The organism is Streptomyces sp. NPDC048389 (assembly GCF_040706335.1).
Taxonomy (GTDB): domain Bacteria; phylum Actinomycetota; class Actinomycetes; order Streptomycetales; family Streptomycetaceae; genus Streptomyces.
Genome location: NZ_JBEZKP010000016.1, coordinates 85,325 through 100,883, shown reverse-complemented (window position 1 = coordinate 100,883; position 15,559 = coordinate 85,325). Strand labels below are relative to the sequence as shown.

Below are 15,559 nucleotides of genomic sequence, written 5' to 3'. Positions count from 1 at the left end.
GTGGTCGTCGTCGCGTCAGCTGGCGTGCTGCCCGAGCCACCAGTCGTACGTCGCGGCGATGCCGTCGCGCAGCGCGATACGCGGCTTCCAGCCCAGTCCCGTCAGTCGGGAGACGTCGAGCAGTTTGCGGGGCGTGCCGTCCGGCTTGCCGGTGTCCCAGGCGATCCGGCCGGGGAACCCGGTCACCTCGGCGACGGTCTCCGCGAGTTCCCTGATGGTCAGGTCCTCACCGCAGCCGACGTTGACCGGCGCGTCGTCGTCGTAGTGGGCGAGCAGCGTCACGCACGCGTCCGCCAGATCGTCGACGTGCAGGAACTCCCGGCGCGGGGTGCCGGAGCCCCACAGCGTCACCTCGTCCCTGCCCGCCTCGCGCGCCTCGTGGAAGCGGCGGATCAGCGCGGGCAGGACGTGCGAGGTCTCCAGGTCGAAGTTGTCGCCGGGGCCGTAGAGGTTGGTGGGCATCGCCGAGATGTACGCGGCGCCGAACTGCCGCCGGTACGATTGCACCTGGCAGATCCCGGCGATCTTGGCGAGGGCGTACGGCTCGTTGGTGGGCTCCAGGGGGCCGGTCAGCAGCGCGTCCTCGCGGATCGGCTGGGGCGCGTGCTTGGGGTAGATGCACGACGAGCCGAGGAACAGCAGCCGGTCCACTCCCGCCGCGTGCGCGCCCGCGATCACGCTGAGCTGGATCCGCAGATTGTCCTCGAGGAAGGGGACGGGCCGGGTGCTGTTGGCCATGATGCCGCCCACCTTGGCCGCGGCCAGGACCACCGCGTCCGGCCGTACGTCCGCGAGGAACGCGGCGGTGGCCTCGGCGTCGCGAAGGTCGAGCGCCGAGCGGTCCCTGGTGATCACCTCGTGGCCGCCGGCGGCGAGGCGCCGGGCCACGGCGGATCCCACGAGACCGCGGTGCCCGGCGACGAATATCCGGGCCCGCGGCGGCAGGTGCGGCGACGAAGAGGTGTGGGGCGGCGGTGCCGTCTGCGAGTCGGTCATGAGCCGGATCATGCCAGGCGGGCGGGTCCGCACCACAGCCGCGGTCCTGATGTGACCTACCCGACATGCCCGGCGAACCGCTTGCATGCCGAACATGCCGCAGGTATCACGCATCCTGCGCATCCCATCCATTTCGAATGCCTCGGACATCCAGCGCATGCCTCGCATGCACAGCAACACACGGCCAGGGTCGGAGCCGGCAGCCGGCTTGCCCGGGAGGAGAACCACGCATGAGCAAGACCGCGCTGATCACGGGCGTCACCGGACAGGACGGCTCGTACCTGTCGGAGCTGCTGCTGTCCAAGGGGTACACGGTTCACGGCCTGGTGCGACGGTCCTCCACCTTCAACACCGAGCGCGTCGACCACATCTACCAGGGACCCCAGGAGTCCGGCCGGTCCTTCGTCCTCCACCACGCCGACCTCTCCGACGGGGTGGCGCTGGTGAACCTGCTGCGCGAGATATGCCCCGACGAGGTCTACAACCTGGGCGCCCAGTCCCATGTCCGGGTCTCCTTCGACGCCCCGCTCTACACGGGCGACGTCACCGGGCTCGGGGCGCTGCGTCTGCTGGAAGCGGTGCGCGCCGCCGGCATCGACACCCGCGTCTACCAGGCATCCTCGTCGGAGATGTTCGGCGCGACCCCGCCGCCGCAGAACGAGCAGACGCCCTTCCACCCGCGCAGCCCGTACGGCGTCGCCAAGGTGTACGGATACTGGGCCACGGTCAACTACCGCGAGGCGTACGGCATGTACGCGGTCAACGGCATCCTCTTCAACCATGAGTCCCCCCGGCGCGGCGAGACCTTCGTCACACGCAAGATCACCCGTGCGGTGGCCCGGATCAGGGCGGGCCTGCAGAGCGAGCTCTACCTCGGCAACCTGGACGCCGTCCGCGACTGGGGATACGCGCCCGAGTACGTCGACGCCATGTGGCGGATGCTCCAGCAGGACGAGCCCACCGACTACGTGGTGGCCACGGGCGTCGCGGCGACCGTGCGGCAGTTCCTGGAGACCGCTTTCCACCACGCCGGCCTGGACTGGCGCGAACACGTGCGCTACGACGCCAAGTACGAGCGCCCCAGCGAGGTGGACGCCCTGATCGGCGACGCGAGCAAGGCGGAGGAACTCCTCGGCTGGAAGCCCGAGGTACTCGTCGACGACCTTGCCCGGATCATGGTCGACGCCGACATCCGCCAGGTCGAGGACCAACTGGCCGGTGTGGCCGTGCGCGTGGACCGCTGAACGGCGGGCGGACCTTCGGGGCGGCCTGTCGAGAGCTGTTCGGACCCCGCGGTTCCGTGCACAGGTGGTGAAGAAACCGTGCAATAGGCGCTACTGTGCGGCTCAAACATTTCGCAGGTGTCTGAAAGAAGCAGTACGGCTACTGGTTCTGACGCCGCGAGACAAGGTGCTTTGTCCTGGGGGGTACATGAGAACGACCAGAGGGCTGCACGCTGCCCTCGTCCTTTCCCTGGCAGCAGGTCTGGGCGCTGCCGCCGTTCCACAGGCCGCCGCGCTCACCGAGCCGGTGGCCTTCACCGCGGACGATCTGCCGACCTGGCAGACCAACGGCACCGTCTGGGCGCTCGCCCAGGCGAACGGAGTGGTGTTCGCCGGCGGCACCTTCTCCGCCGTACGTCCGCCCGACGGCGGTTCCGGCAGTGCGCAGGAGGCACTGAACTTCGTGGCGCTGGACGCCGCGACCGGCGCCCCCACCGACTGCGAACTGTCGTTCACGGTCGGGTCGGGCAGCGCCACCGTGCGGGCACTGGCCGTGTCGCCGGACCAGCAGACGCTCTACGCGGGCGGCTACTTCGGCGCGGTGAACGGCGTCGGTGTGTCCAGCGTCGCCGCCATCGACATCGCCACGTGCACTCCGAAGGCCGGGTTCAACGCCGCCTTCCCCGCCACGGTGCGGGCGCTCGCCGTCACCGACGACACCGTGTACGCGGGCGGCGACTTCGGCCAGGTCAGCGGTCAGACCCGGCAGCGGTTCGCCGCGGTGTCGGCCGGCAACGGCGCGCTGCTGCCGTTCAGGGCCGACGCCGACGAGCCCGGACGCGCCGTCGAGCTCACGCCCGACGGGGAGCACGTCCTGCTCGGCGGGGACTTCTTCACCGTCAACGGGTCCGACTCGCACGCCCTCGCGGTGGTCGACGCCGACACCGGCAGTCTGACGAGGGCGTACCCGGAGGGCTTCATACCGACCCGCTCCGTGGTCAAGGACATCGACACCGACGCGACCGGCTTCTACACCGGCAACGAGGGCACCGGCGGCGGTGTCTTCGACGGCCGGATCGCCCTGGAGCTGAGCACCTTCGATCAGCGCTGGCGCGACACCTGCCTGGGCGCGACCCAGGCCGTCGAGTCGTACCAGAACGTGCTCTACAGCGCCTCGCACGCGCACGACTGCTCCGGCATCGGCGAGTTCGCCGACGGCCGCCGCTACCACTTCCTCGCCCAGCCGACCACGTCCACCGGCAAGCTCGGCTGGTTCCCGGACACCAACGACGGCATCGGCGAGGGCATCGGCCCGCGGGCCATGACCATCGCCGCCAAGGACGGCGTCGAGTACATGTGGTCCGGCGGCGAGTTCACCACCGTCAACGGTGCCGCCGCCCAGGGGCTGACCCGTTTCGCCTCCACCGGCGACACCGGTCGTCCCACCACTCCGGTGGCGAGCGCGGCGAGCATCAAGCCCGGCGAGGTCCAGGTCCGCTGGCGCACCAGTCTCGACCTGGACGACAGCCGGCTGACCTACCGGGTCTACCGGGACGGGTCGTCCACGCCGATCGGCACCGTGGAGGCCGACTCCCTGCCCTGGGAGCGTCCGCAGGCGTCCTTCACGGACACCGGCCTGGAGCCCGGAAGCTCCCACACCTACCGGGTGACGGCCACGGACGGAGCGGGCAACGTCAGCGCGCTCTCCGCCACGGCCACCGCCTCGGTGGCCTCCTCCGCGCAGCCGTACGCCTCGGCGGTCGTCGCCGACGGCGCGCACCTGTACTGGCGTTACGACGACACGGTCGGGCCCTACGTCGCCGACTCGTCTCCGGGCGACTTCAGCGGTCTGCAGTCCGGCGGACCCGCGCTCGGCCAGAGCCCGGACGCGGTGGCGGGCACCGGCACGGCGTACGGCTTCGACGGCTCCGACGACAAGCTGTACAGCGACCGCCGGACCGAGGTGGGCGACTCGTACACCCTGGAGACGTGGTTCAGGACCACCACGAGCCAGGGCGGCAAGCTGATCGGCTTCGGGAACAACACCACCCGCAACAGCCGCAGCTACGACAAGCACATCTACATGACCAACGCGGGACGGCTGATCTTCGGCGTCTACGCCGGTTCGACCCGCACCATCACCACCCCGAGCACCTACAACGACGGCCAGTGGCACCACGTCGTCGCCACCCAGGGCCCTGGCGGCATGAAGCTGTACGTCGACGGTGCGCCGGTCGGCAGCAACTCCACCACCACGCACCAGAGCTACGCGGGCTACTGGCACGTCGGCGGCGACAACCTCGCCGGCTGGCCTTTCCGGCCGTGGAGCGACTACTTCGCCGGCCAGCTCGACGAGACCGCCGTCTACCCGTCGGTGCTGAGCGCCGACCGGGTCGCCGCGCACCACGCGCGCGCCTCCCAGGAGGGCGACACGGTCACCACGCTGCAGGCGGACGAGGAAACGTACGTCAACGCGGGGGCGCCGGGCACCAACTACGGGACCAGCACCTCGCTCGCGGTGCGCGGCACCTCGGCGTACGAGACGTACCTGCGCTTCCAGCTGCCCGCCGCACCCGCCGGCACCGAGCTGACGGGGGTGGCGCTGGAGGTGAAGACCAACTCGGCGTCGTACGCGGGGTCCGTCGACCCCGTGCAGGTCCGGCCGGTGACGGGCGCCTGGTCGGAGGGCGAGGTCACCTACGCGACGAAGCCGTCCCTGGGCGCCGAGTCGCTGGGCACCCTCACCCCGCCGGCCACCGTCAACACCAAGGCCGCGGTGCAGTTGGACACGGCTGCGATCAGCGCGGCCCTGGGCGGCGAGTACGACATGGCGCTGACGGGCGACGGCACGGACTCGCTGTGGCTGTGGTCGAGTGAGGCGTCATCCGCGGAGGCCACACCGAGGCTGATCCTCACGTTCTCGCCGGTGTAGGCACGGCAGCGGTTCGATTGGTGTTGCACGGCGGGGCGGCGTCACGGCGCCGCCCCGCCGCTCAATTCACCGGAGCAGGAGCAACAGACATGCGTGACCACCTCCGGAGCCCGGCCGCGGCAGCACTGCTGCTGGCGGCGGTACTGACCGTGACGGGCTGCTCGTCGTCCGACGACGCGGACGCGAAGGCCCCGTCCGCCTCCGAGTCCTCCTCGACGCTCTCGGCGGCCGAACGTCTGGCCCAGGAGCAGGATTCGGGGTCGGCCGGCAGCCCGGCGCCCTCGCCGTCCGCCTCCGCCTCGGCCTCCGCCGGGCCCGTACGGCCCGACACGGAGCTGAAGCCGGCCACCGGTTCGTTCACCAAGAAGGAGAAGGGGTACCTGAGCGGGCGCGTGCCCGAGTCGGTCGAGCCCGCCGCCGTGCTGGAGGTCGGCCACGAGTCCTGCCAGCGGATCGAGCGCACCGCCAAGCACGACAGAACGGCCGCCGCGGCGGCCGTCGTCTCCGGCGAGATCCGCGACGCGGCCGACGCCATCAGGCACCTCTGCCCGAAGCAGCAACCCGTGCTGGACGCCGCCGAGGGCGGACTCCCCGACGGTACCCACACCGATCCGCGGTCCGGCCGCTACCGAAGCGTCTCGGCGGGTCCCGGCTGCGTCTGGACCGTCACCGACGCCAAGGGGAAGGAACTGGCGGCGGGCCCCGGTCCGGACGGCGGTGGCGGAGAGCACACCGTGACGATCCCCTCCGGCGCGGCGCAGTTCGTCTCGTCGGGTTGTTACGCCTGGTTGCGGGCCTGAGTCACGGCCCGGTCGTAGACACCCAGCAACTCCTCCACCACGGCGTCCATCGAGAAGGCGTCGGCGGCCAGTGCGTGGGCGGCCGCCGACGCCTTCTTCGCCGTACCCGGCTCCAGCAGGCCGAGGACCGCGGGGGCGAGCCCCGGCGCGTCCCGGACGACCCGGCCGGCGCCCGCCTCCCGGACGGCGCCGGCGAGTCCGTTCGACGCGGTCACCACGGCAGGAGTGCCGACGGACAGTGACTCCAGCACCGACATGGGGAAGGGCTCGTCCACCGACGGCAGGACGTAGACGTGCGCACGGCGCAGTTCGTCCAGGACCGCCGCCGGGCTCAGCGGTCCCACGCAGTCGACACGGTCCCGCAGCCCCAGGCCGTCGATCAGTTCCCGTACGGCGGGGAGTTCGCCCTCGTCGGGGCCCGCGACGACGAATCGGGCGTCGGGGTGGTGCCGGAGGATCTCGGGGGCGGCCGCCACGAAGTCGCGGGGCCGCTTGCGCGCCTGCAGCCGGGCCGCGTAGAGGATCCTCGGCGGCCCCTCGGGAACCGGCCGCTCCTCCTGCCGCGGTACGCCGTTCACCAGCCGTACCGCGTTGCCCAGCGGAGTCCCCAGAACGGCGTCGAGGCCGCGCCGCTCGTGCGCGGTGAGGTGCAGCACCGCCGACGCGCCGCGCAGCAGCCGCCGTACGGCCAGGGCGTCGAGCACCTTGGCCAGGACCTTGTCGCTGGGATCGACCATGCCGTGGGTCTGCAGCACCAGCGGGACACCGGCGCGCAGCGCGGCCAGGGCCACGGGCAGCGTCACCAGGTCGCGGGCGAGGTGGACGTGGACCACGTCCGCGCCGCGCACCAGCCGGCCGGCCCGGGCCAGCAGCGCGGGGGACGTGATGCCGCTGAAGCCCAGCGGGAGCAGCCGCCGGGCGGGGAACAGCCGGGCGGGCACCCCCTCCACGTCGGTGGGGGGCACCGCGCCGAACCCGTCGGCCAGGGCGAGCAGTCGGGGGGCGTGGCCCCGGTCCCGCAGCCCGTGGGCGAGGTTGAGGGCGACTCGGACCGGGCCGCCGAAGGCGCCGGTCGGGGAGTGCAGAGTGACGGCGTGCAGCACACGCAGACCGGGGGCGGCGCTCACATGGGCTCCTTCACCGGGCGGCGCTCGCCGTCGGCGGTGTGCAGGGTCAGTTCGGGCAGGTCGCGGTGGAGGACCGCACCGGCGCCGACGACCGCGTGACGTCCCACGCGGGTCCCGGCGAGCACGGTGGCGCGGGCGGCGATCCAGGCGCCGTCCTCCACCGTGATCGGCCCGTTGCGGTAGCGGAAGTCGGCCGCCCGGTGGTCATGGCCGCCGGTGCACAGCAGCGCCTCCTGCGAGACGCACACATGGGCACCGACGGTGATCGGCTCCAGGTTGAGCAGCCAGGCGCCCTCTCCTATCCAGGAGTGGTCCCCGACCGTCAGCTTCCACGGCCACAGCACCCGGACCCGGTGCCGGATGAGGACGTTCTCGCCGATGGTGGCCCCGAACGCGCGCAGCAGCGCGACCCGCAGCCGGGCCGGACACCACCACGTGGAGAACACCAGATTCTGCACGGCGAACCACAGGGCCTGGGTCGGCCGACCGCGCCCCTTGTCGTACCCGGTCAGCGTGAATGCCGAGAGATCGCGCATGGCGCCGGACTTCCCCCCTGTGCCCGTGGCGTGTCCACCTGTCGGGTCGCGCGATTCGGACACACGACCGAGCCCAGATTAACGCCTGCCACCCCGGCCACCACAGGCCCCGCCCAGGGCCCCCGGCCACGCCGGCACCGGCCTCGTTAGACTGCGCGGCACCGGGCACCGGTCGGAGACCATGTGGAGGACCGGGGCGATGGGGGGACTTCAGTGGCGGCCGACACGACGGCACCGGGCAGGAGCGACAAGAGCGACGCGAGCGGTTCGACCGCGGGCAGCACGCAGAACGCCATCGCACTGCCGCCCCCGTTCGCGCCCCGCACACTGCTTTCCCGGGCCCTCGCGGTGCCCCTGGTGCTGGGACTGGCGGGCTTTCTGCCGCTGGTGGTCGTCTCCCAGCCCGGACAGGGCCCCCGGGACGCGGCTTTCCATCTGCAGGTCGTCCTCACCGTCTACTGCGGAGTGCGGCTGTCCGCCATGGTCCTCGGCGCCCGGCGCAAGCTGCTGCAGGCGTCGTTCTGGATGTTCTGCTACATGGCGATGGGCGTGGCCCCCCTCGCCCAGGCCGTCCTCGGGCGCGTGCCCACACCGGTCGTCGGGCCCCGCGAGGACCTGGTCCAGGCCGTCGCCCTGGTGCTGCTCGGCTGCTTCGCCTTCGACGTGGGCGCGCTGCTCGCCCGGTACCGCCCGCCGTGGCGCCGCCGCGAGCGCGGCAGGGAAGGGGCGGCGGACAGCAGTGCGGAGGCGGACGCGCGGCCGCTGCTGATCCACCGCAGGCGCCTGTTCCTGCTGACCCTGGTCGCCTTCGCCGCCGGTGCCCTGCTCATCGTCAAGCTCGGTGGCCTCTCGGTCTTCTTCAGCAGCCGCCAGGAGATCATCGCGAGCGTCGAGGACGCGGGGCTCTCCGGCGACGGATCCCAGGCGGGGCAGGCCCTGCTGCGCGGCTTCGGCACCGTGCCGCCGCTGATCGCCCTGCTCGTCTACACCCGCTGGCTCGTCACGTCCCGGCGGGCCCGCAGGACCTGGTCGGTGGTCGCCACGTTCGGTGCCCTGGCCGTCCTCAACATCATCGTCAACAACCCGATCTCCAACCCGCGTTACTGGTTCCTCACCGTGATGTTCGCCCTGCTGTTCACGGTCTTCCCGGTCAGCGCCGCGATGTACCGGGCATCACTGACGCTCGGTGTGGTGGTCGCCCTGCTGGTCTTCCCGTTCGCCGACCGGTTCCGGTACGACGAGAACAACACCAGGCGGGTCGAGACGTCGTCGTTCCTGGAGCCGCTGGCGCTCAAGGACTACGACCAGGTCGGGATGTTCGCCAACACGATCACCTACGCGGAGTCCGGGCACGGCCACTCGTACGGATACCAGATGGCGGGCTCACTGCTGTTCGCCGTCCCGCGTTCGGTCTGGGCGGACAAGCCGACCGACACGGGGGTGCTGGTGGGCGAGTGGATGGGCACCGTCAACACGAATCTGTCCTCACCGGTGTGGGCGGAGCTCTGGCTCGACTTCGGCCCGGTCGGCATGACCGGCGGACTGGCCGCCATCGGGTACGCCGCCGCCCGCGTCGACCGCCGGCTCGCCCGCCGCGCCGTCCGCCGCTCCCCTCCCGGCAGCCTGCTGCTGATCGCCGTCCCCCTGCTCGCCGGCTACTCGTTCATCCTCATCCGCGGCCCCATGCTCCAGGCCACGGGGCGCGTCGCCATCGCCGCCGTGTGCCTCGCCCTCCTTGCCACCTACCGCCGGGACCGGGGGGCGCGCCTCGACTGAGCGGTCCGGGGAAGCGCAGTGGACGCCGTCGTCCGGCCCGGGAACACCTCCCGGCGGTAGCCGGGGGAGCACAGTGGACGCCGTCGTCCGGCCCGGAACCTCCCGGCGGTAGCCGCGGAAGCCCGGCACCGACGACACCTCCCGGCGGTAGCCGCGGAAGCCTCGGTGCGGCTGCCGCGCCGCCCTCGGACCGGACGTGTCCGGAGGATGCGGCAGGGTGGCGACGGGGGTCTCCCGTGCGAGGGCAGCCGAGCCCGGGGAGCCGTGCCGGGCGGCGTAGGGGGTCCGGCGCTCTGAGCGTCGCCACCGGCCGGCATGTGCAAGGGCCTGAGGGCGTGCTCTGCCTCCCCGGACCGCTCGGGGCCCGCGGGGTGGTTCAGGGGCTCGGCGTCGGCTCCGGGGAGGCGCCGGCGTCCGGGGCGGGCGTCCGCTCCCGTCGCCGTACGCGCAGGACGCGCAGCCACGCGGCCACGGCCTTCATGGCCGAGCCGGCAGCCAGGCCCCAGGCGGCGCCCACCGCTCCGGCCCAGGCGAAGCCCGCGTACATCAGCCCCACGGACAGCAGGGAGAAGACCACCTGGACGGTGAGCGTCTCCCGAGGGCTGAGGACCCGGAGGGTGAGCAGGGCGCTCACGCCGAAGCCCATCAGGGTGTACTGCGTGCCGGTCGCCGGCAGCAGTTCCGCGACCGCGGGCCAGGTGTCGCCGAGGACCTGGCGGCCCCAGCCGTCCGGGAGCAGCCACCACACCGCCCCCCACACCGCGCCGACGGCGGCCAGGGCCCCGCCGAGCAGCACCGTGGCCCGGACCACGGCTCCGCCTCCGCCGAGCCGGTTCAGCAGGGGCGGGCCGAACGCCTGGGCGGCGCCGAAGAACACGTTCAGCGGCCCGAAGAGCGCGGAGGCACCCCGTAGCGCGCCCACCGCCAGTGGGTTGCCCAGGGCACCGAGCCCCAGCACCGCGAGCTGGCTGGAACCGTTGCCGACGGCGAACTCGACGGCGAACCTGCGGCCCAGATGGCCGCGGACGAGGTACGGGCGCAGTTCCGTACCGGCCCCGGCAAGCGGCCGCCGCAGCAGCAGGACGGCCAGTAGGAGACTCGGCACGGCGGCGAGCCCCCACGCCACCACCAGACGGGCCGGCGAGGCCCCTTCGGGCTGGAGGGCCAGAGCCGTCACGGTGGACACGAGCCGCAGCCCGTCCGCCGCCAGCGCGTGGTGGGGGCGGCCCAGCACCGAGAAGCAGTACCGTGCGGCGTCCTGGAGCAGGACCACCGGCAGGACCGCGCCGAGCGCGGCGAGCGCCTGCCAACCAGCGGGAGCCGCCCCGCCTACGAGGGCGAGGACCGCCCCGACGGCGAGCGCCGCCACCGCGGTGAACGCCAGCGCCGAGCGGCAGGCCGTCGCCACCCGGTCGGCGGCGGCGTTCACCAGCACCAATGCCTGTCCCACGTAGGCCATGAACAGGCCCAGGACCACGGTGAACACCAGGTACACCATGGAGAACCGCGCGAAACCGGAGGCCGTCGACAACCGTGCGGCCAGGACGAGCACCAGAATGTTGGTCAGCCCGGCGGCGCCCTGGTCGAGCACTGCGGCCAGCGCCGCCGTGCGCCCCCGCAGTGAGCCGCCGGTTCCGGTTCTCACGAGCGATCGGAGCGATCGGAGCGATCGGGCGGCACGACGGCTCGCAGCGCGATCGTGGACGAGCCGTCCCCGAGGTCGGTTTCCTCCGCGCCGGGGGGACGTCCCCCGTGGCGACGGTCGGCAGAGGGCCGGGAGGGCTCCCCGACGCCGTCACCGGCCGCCGGCACAACGACGGAGCCCTCGGCCGAGCCGCGCTGCTTGCCCCGTTTGCCTTTCTGGCCCTTCTGTTCCTTCTGCTCCTGCTCGGCCATGCCCCGCTGACCTCGGTGCATGACCGTGCCCAGCACGGTGCCTCCCGCACCCGTGATCAGCTCCCGCAGCCGGACCAGCTGGGAGCGGTGCACTCCGCGCGGGTCGCACACCACCAGCACGCCGTCGACCCGGTCGACCAGCGCCAGCGCGTCCGCGTAGGCGAACACCGGCGGGGTCAGCACGATCACGGTCACCTGCGGATCGTCTGCTTCCTCCACCAGCCGGGACATCTCCGGCGAGGTCAGCGCGCGCGCCACATTGCGCACCCGGGCGCCCGGCACCAGGTCGAAGGTGCCCGACTCGCCCGCGTCCGCGGTCAGCCTCCGCTGCCCCGGCCAGTCGTCGGTCTCCGTGTCGCGCCCCCAGGACGGACGGTTGGTCTCGCGTGCGCGCAACTGCCCCTCCAGGGACGGCCGGCGCAGTTCGGCCTCGACGATCAGCACGCGCTTGCCGGTCTCGGCGAACGAGGCGGCGAGATTGACGGCCACGGCCGCCGCCGTACGGCTGGAGCCCCGCGGCGCGGCCACCAGGAGCCGCCGCCGGTCGGCGAAGCGCTGGTCGTAGGCGAGCCGGTAGGCGATCGACCGGTACTCCTCGGCCAGCGGGGAGTCCTGCCGGTCCTCGGTGAGCAGCGGGTCGGTGTCCCGGGTGCGCGGCAACGAGCCGAGAACGGGAGCGCGCAACGCCCGCGCCACGTCCCCCTCCGAACGCGCCGCCGGGTCGAACACCAGCCGCACCCACGCGATGAGGAGACCGAGCGCGATGCCTACGGCGCCGCCGAGCCCCAGCGACAGCGCCCACCCGGGGCCGTCGGAGGAGGGGGGAACCGTCGCCTCCTTGATCACCTTGCCCGGTGTCGTGTCGAGCGACTTCAGCTTGTTGATCTGGTTGCCGAGTTCCGTGATGCGGTTGAGCAGGTTGGCCTTGACGGTGTAGTCGGCCTCGGTGCCGCTGCCGTTCTCCAGCTCCGTGGCGAGCTTGTCGTGCTGCTTGGAGATCGGGTCGAGCTGCTGCTGCAGCCCCTTGATCATGGCGTCCCGGGTGCGCTCCGTGTCCTGCTCGCGGTCGTCGAGATACGCCTTGACCAGGGCATTGGCACGCTGCGCCGACACCTGGGGGTCTTCGGAGGTGTAGCTGAAGCTGAGCACCTGCGACTGCGGCGGGGTGGTCACCTGCAGGCCGTCGAGGAGCGTTTCCGCGTCCCCGGCGAAGCCGAGTGCCTCCACTGCGCTCGTGCCCACCCGCCTGCTGGTGGCGCCCTGCCGCTCCGTGTTCATGTTGACGGAGTTGCCGACCGAGATGCTCGGATTGAACGGGTCCTCGACCGCGGCGCGCACGACCACGTCACTGGTGGCCACATAGGTGTCGGACGTGCTGTAGCCGAGCCAGGCGCCGCCCAGCAGGCCGAGCAGCACGCCGCCGGCTATCAGCCGGGGATACCGCAGCAGTTGCCGGAACTGGTCCCTCAGCAGGTCCGGTTCGTCCTCCCCCACGGTCACGCGTGCCGTGTCCGCCGTACCGCTCTGTCCATCCGTCATACGCCCGACTCCCTCACCGCTTCGCGGTCCCCTGCAAGTACTTCGTCGAGGAGGGCGTCGTAGCGGGCGAGGCCCGCCGCCCGGCTCAGATGCGCGGCCACGTGCCGGGGGCCTGCGCCTCCCAGCCGCCCGGCCTCCTCCGGGTCGGCGGCCAGTTCCCGTACCGCCGTCAGCAGCGCGGCCGGGTCCTCCGGCGGCACCAGGACGCCGGCTCCCGAGCGCCGCACCTCCAGGGCGGTGCCTCCGCCTTCCGCCACGGAGGCGACGACCGGCCGCCCGGCGGCGAAGTACGACGTCAGCTTGGACGGCACGCTCATGTCGAGCACCGAGGCCCGCTGGGTCACGGCCAGCACGTCGGCCGCCGCCAGCACGTCGGAGAAGTCCTCCTCCGGGGCCGGTGGCAGGAACTCCAGGTTGGGTATGCCGTCACCGAGCCGCCGCAGGTCCTCCCGCTGGTTTCCGTCCCCCATGAGCACCACACGGACCCCGGGGCCGAGGCGTGCGGCCTCCACGAGCACCTCCAGGCCCTGCTTGAGGCCCATGTTCCCGGAGTGCAGGACGACCGTGTCCGTCGGAGCCCAGCCGAGCCGCCGCCTTGTCTCCTCACGCGGCCGTGCGGGGGCCGCCACATGGGACCAGTTGGGGAGGGTGCGTATGCGCTCGGGGGCCACACCGAGAGCCGTGACCCGGGCGGTGAACGTGTCGTGTATCACACCGACGAGGCTGGCCCGTCGCAGCACGTACGCCTCGACGCGCGCCGCCATCGCCGACGCCCTGTCCCCGCCTTCGATGCCGCTCTGCGCGGCCGCCGCTCCCATCAGGTCCTGGACGACGGGTATGTACGGCACCCGCCAGCGGGCCGCGAGCCGTGCCCCGGCCACTCCCCCGGCCAGGCTGGGGAGTTGGGCGACGACTGCGTCCGGCCGCGGCATCCGTGGGGGCGCGGCGAGCTTGTGCGCCAGCAGCGAGCCCTCGAACAGCGCGCGCCGCACCGCCGTCTGCCGACGCGGGACGGTGTGCCGCCTGCGGTGCACCGTCACTCCCTGGCGGACCTCGGTGTGCCGCCACTCCCCCCGGTACGCCGGGTCCACCGACCACGAGGGGTAGTGCGGCATGCCGGCCAGCACATGGGTCTCGTACCCCTGCGCCGCCCAGTGCTCGGCGATCTGGGCGGCATACGGGCCTATGCCCGTGTGTTCCGGCGCGTAGTTGGTCGACACCAGCAGCAGCCGTCTGTGCCGCCCGGTGCCGGCCGGCTCGGCCGACCCGGAATCGCGCATCGTGTGCCCCCCTCGTGACGAGACGATTGCCCGTGCACCCTGATTGTTCACGTGCACCATAATCGTTCACCTGTCCCACGCCCGGAGTGCAGGGTAGGGTCCGGGCATAGGGGGAGGAACCGCTTGAGGGGGGCAGTCTTCGTGTCAGAACGCAAGTCGTACCGGGTGGGGTATGCCCCCGGCGCCTACGACCTTTTCCACATCGGGCACCTGAACATCCTGCGTCACGCCCGGCAGCACTGCGACTACCTGGTGGCGGGTGTGGTCTCGGACGAGATGGCCGAGCGTGCCAAGGGGCGCCGCCCGGTGATCCCGCTCATCGAACGCCTGGAGATCGTCCGCAGCGTCAAGTACGTGGACGCGGCCTTCGTCGAGACCGTGCCCGACAAACTGGACACCTGGCAGCAGGTCCGCTTCGACGTGCTGTTCAAGGGCGACGACTGGCGCGGGACCCCCAAGGGGGACAGGCTGGAGCGCGACTTCGCCACGGTCGGCGTCGACGTCGTCTACTTCCCGTACACCGTGCACACCTCCAGCACGCAGCTGCGGCGGGCGCTCGACACGCTGGCCCAGCAGGCGGGGCACCTGGCGGAGTACGCCGGCGCCCCGGAGGCCGCTACCCCCCAGCACCGGCTCCAGCCGGGCGGCTGAGTTCCCGGAACCACTTGCCCAGGAACAGCGGCAGGTAGAGCACGGCCGCCGCGCCCAGCAGCGCGTACCCCCACAGGAACACCCGGCCTCCGCCCAGCAGCAGGAACACCAGGCAGAAGACCCCGTGGTCGACCGGGAGCAGCGCCACAGCGCGCACGGTCGACGGCGGCGCGGCGGCACTGCCCGGAGCGGGCTTCGGCTTCAGCTGCTCGGTGAGCAGACCACCGAAGAACGTGACAATCGCGGCGAGGAGGAACCCCAGGGGGAGCAGCAGCCAGGCGTCGGACCCGGTGTCGAAGTGCCCCGGGTGGCGATAGAAGGTGATCAGCACGGCGGTGTGCAACGCCGTGATCTTCGCGCAGTCCACCACGTGGTCCAGCCACTCGCCCGCCGGGCTTCCGCCGCCCCGCAGCCGCGCCAGCTGCCCGTCCGCCGAGTCGAAGGCGAACCCGACCGCCAGCGCCGACCACACCACCGCGCCCGCCCACCACGACGGACCGGCCAGGGCGAGCACCGCCACGCCGCCGAAGCTGAACGCGGCGCTGACCAGGGTCACCTGGTTGGGAGTCAGTCCGACGACGTACGAGGTCGCCGCGAGGAACCGGCCCATGGGGCGGTTGACGAACCTCGAGTACAGCGACACACCGGCGGCCCGTTTCTGTGCCCCCCTCAGACGCCCCAGCGCCTCACTCCACGGCATCTTCGTCCCGACGGCTCTGTCGCCGACCTCCGTCATCAGCACCTCCTGTGCTCTTCGCGTTCATGGGACACCCATGGGTGTCCCATGAACGTGTCCCATGAAC

The 15,559-nt window shown here is 72.3% G+C and carries 12 protein-coding genes; 5 read left to right on the top strand and 7 right to left on the bottom strand.

Translation table 11 applies throughout. The annotated features are described in order from the left end of the window. Nucleotides 1–15: 15 nt before the first annotated feature. On the bottom strand, nucleotides 16–996 hold the full coding sequence (locus AB0903_RS14675) for a GDP-L-fucose synthase (RefSeq protein WP_366702606.1): 981 nt from the start codon (nucleotides 994–996) through the stop codon (nucleotides 16–18). 230 nt (nucleotides 997–1,226) lie between these two features. Here AB0903_RS14675 and gmd point away from each other — a divergent pair, with 230 nt between their 5' ends. The 3 genes from gmd (at nucleotide 1,227) to AB0903_RS14660 (ending at nucleotide 5,951) form a co-directional block, all read left to right on the top strand. Continuing rightward, on the top strand, nucleotides 1,227–2,240 hold the full coding sequence (gene gmd, locus AB0903_RS14670; protein ID WP_366702604.1) for a GDP-mannose 4,6-dehydratase: 1,014 nt from the start codon (nucleotides 1,227–1,229) through the stop codon (nucleotides 2,238–2,240). Between the two features lie 187 nt (nucleotides 2,241–2,427). Continuing rightward, nucleotides 2,428–5,151: a LamG-like jellyroll fold domain-containing protein gene (locus AB0903_RS14665; RefSeq protein WP_366702602.1), complete on the top strand. Its 2,724-nt coding sequence runs from the start codon at nucleotides 2,428–2,430 to the stop codon at nucleotides 5,149–5,151. A gap of 89 nt (nucleotides 5,152–5,240) precedes the next feature. Further along, nucleotides 5,241–5,951 (top strand): hypothetical protein, encoded by a 711-nt coding sequence (locus AB0903_RS14660; protein WP_366702600.1) that lies wholly within the window; start codon nucleotides 5,241–5,243, stop codon nucleotides 5,949–5,951. Here the strand turns inward: AB0903_RS14660 and AB0903_RS14655 are convergent. Beyond that, the gene (locus AB0903_RS14655; protein ID WP_366702648.1) at nucleotides 5,930–7,060 is read right to left on the bottom strand and encodes a glycosyltransferase; all 1,131 of its coding nucleotides are present in this window, start codon (nucleotides 7,058–7,060) and stop codon (nucleotides 5,930–5,932) included. The two genes, AB0903_RS14660 and AB0903_RS14655, sit on opposite strands and share 22 nt — an antisense overlap. 14 nt (nucleotides 7,061–7,074) lie before the next feature. After that, nucleotides 7,075–7,614 (bottom strand): WcaF family extracellular polysaccharide biosynthesis acetyltransferase, encoded by a 540-nt coding sequence (locus AB0903_RS14650; protein WP_366702598.1) that lies wholly within the window; start codon nucleotides 7,612–7,614, stop codon nucleotides 7,075–7,077. A 294-nt stretch (nucleotides 7,615–7,908) separates the two neighbouring features. On the opposite strand from AB0903_RS14650, the gene AB0903_RS14645 reads away from it, so the two are divergent. Further along, nucleotides 7,909–9,390, top strand: coding sequence for a hypothetical protein (locus tag AB0903_RS14645; RefSeq protein WP_366702646.1), 1,482 nt, complete (start codon nucleotides 7,909–7,911; stop codon nucleotides 9,388–9,390). A gap of 376 nt (nucleotides 9,391–9,766) precedes the next feature. On the opposite strand, the gene AB0903_RS14640 is transcribed toward AB0903_RS14645, so the two are convergent. The 3 genes from AB0903_RS14640 to AB0903_RS14630 are packed head-to-tail and all read right to left on the bottom strand — an operon-like array spanning nucleotide 9,767 to nucleotide 14,105. Next, nucleotides 9,767–11,011: a hypothetical protein gene (locus AB0903_RS14640; protein ID WP_366702644.1), complete on the bottom strand. Its 1,245-nt coding sequence runs from the start codon at nucleotides 11,009–11,011 to the stop codon at nucleotides 9,767–9,769. Nucleotides 11,012–11,031: 20 nt separating this feature from the next. After that, on the bottom strand, nucleotides 11,032–12,825 hold the full coding sequence (locus AB0903_RS14635; RefSeq protein WP_366702596.1) for a lipopolysaccharide biosynthesis protein: 1,794 nt from the start codon (nucleotides 12,823–12,825) through the stop codon (nucleotides 11,032–11,034). Beyond that, complete coding sequence (locus AB0903_RS14630; RefSeq protein WP_366702594.1) at nucleotides 12,822–14,105, bottom strand: glycosyltransferase; 1,284 nt, start codon at nucleotides 14,103–14,105, stop codon at nucleotides 12,822–12,824. Before AB0903_RS14630 ends, AB0903_RS14635 begins: the two co-directional genes overlap by 4 nt. 141 nt (nucleotides 14,106–14,246) lie before the next feature. On the opposite strand from AB0903_RS14630, the gene AB0903_RS14625 reads away from it, so the two are divergent. After that, entirely contained in the window at nucleotides 14,247–14,756 is a 510-nt protein-coding gene (locus AB0903_RS14625; protein ID WP_366702593.1) for an adenylyltransferase/cytidyltransferase family protein, read from the top strand. Here AB0903_RS14625 and AB0903_RS14620 read toward each other — a convergent pair. After that, on the bottom strand, nucleotides 14,722–15,456 hold the full coding sequence (locus tag AB0903_RS14620; protein ID WP_366702642.1) for a CDP-alcohol phosphatidyltransferase family protein: 735 nt from the start codon (nucleotides 15,454–15,456) through the stop codon (nucleotides 14,722–14,724). The genes AB0903_RS14625 and AB0903_RS14620 overlap by 35 nt on opposite strands. Between the last annotated feature and the right edge of the window lie 103 nt (nucleotides 15,457–15,559).

Coding starts and splice junctions, on each gene's coding strand:
- AB0903_RS14675 (WP_366702606.1), bottom strand. CDS start 996: ATGACCGACTCGCAGACGGCACCGCCGCCCCACACCTCTTCGTCGCCG.
- gmd (WP_366702604.1), top strand. CDS start 1,227: ATGAGCAAGACCGCGCTGATCACGGGCGTCACCGGACAGGACGGCTCG.
- AB0903_RS14665 (WP_366702602.1), top strand. CDS start 2,428: ATGAGAACGACCAGAGGGCTGCACGCTGCCCTCGTCCTTTCCCTGGCA.
- AB0903_RS14660 (WP_366702600.1), top strand. CDS start 5,241: ATGCGTGACCACCTCCGGAGCCCGGCCGCGGCAGCACTGCTGCTGGCG.
- AB0903_RS14650 (WP_366702598.1), bottom strand. CDS start 7,614: ATGCGCGATCTCTCGGCATTCACGCTGACCGGGTACGACAAGGGGCGC.
- AB0903_RS14635 (WP_366702596.1), bottom strand. CDS start 12,825: ATGACGGATGGACAGAGCGGTACGGCGGACACGGCACGCGTGACCGTG.
- AB0903_RS14630 (WP_366702594.1), bottom strand. CDS start 14,105: ATGCGCGATTCCGGGTCGGCCGAGCCGGCCGGCACCGGGCGGCACAGA.
- AB0903_RS14620 (WP_366702642.1), bottom strand. CDS start 15,456: ATGCCGTGGAGTGAGGCGCTGGGGCGTCTGAGGGGGGCACAGAAACGG.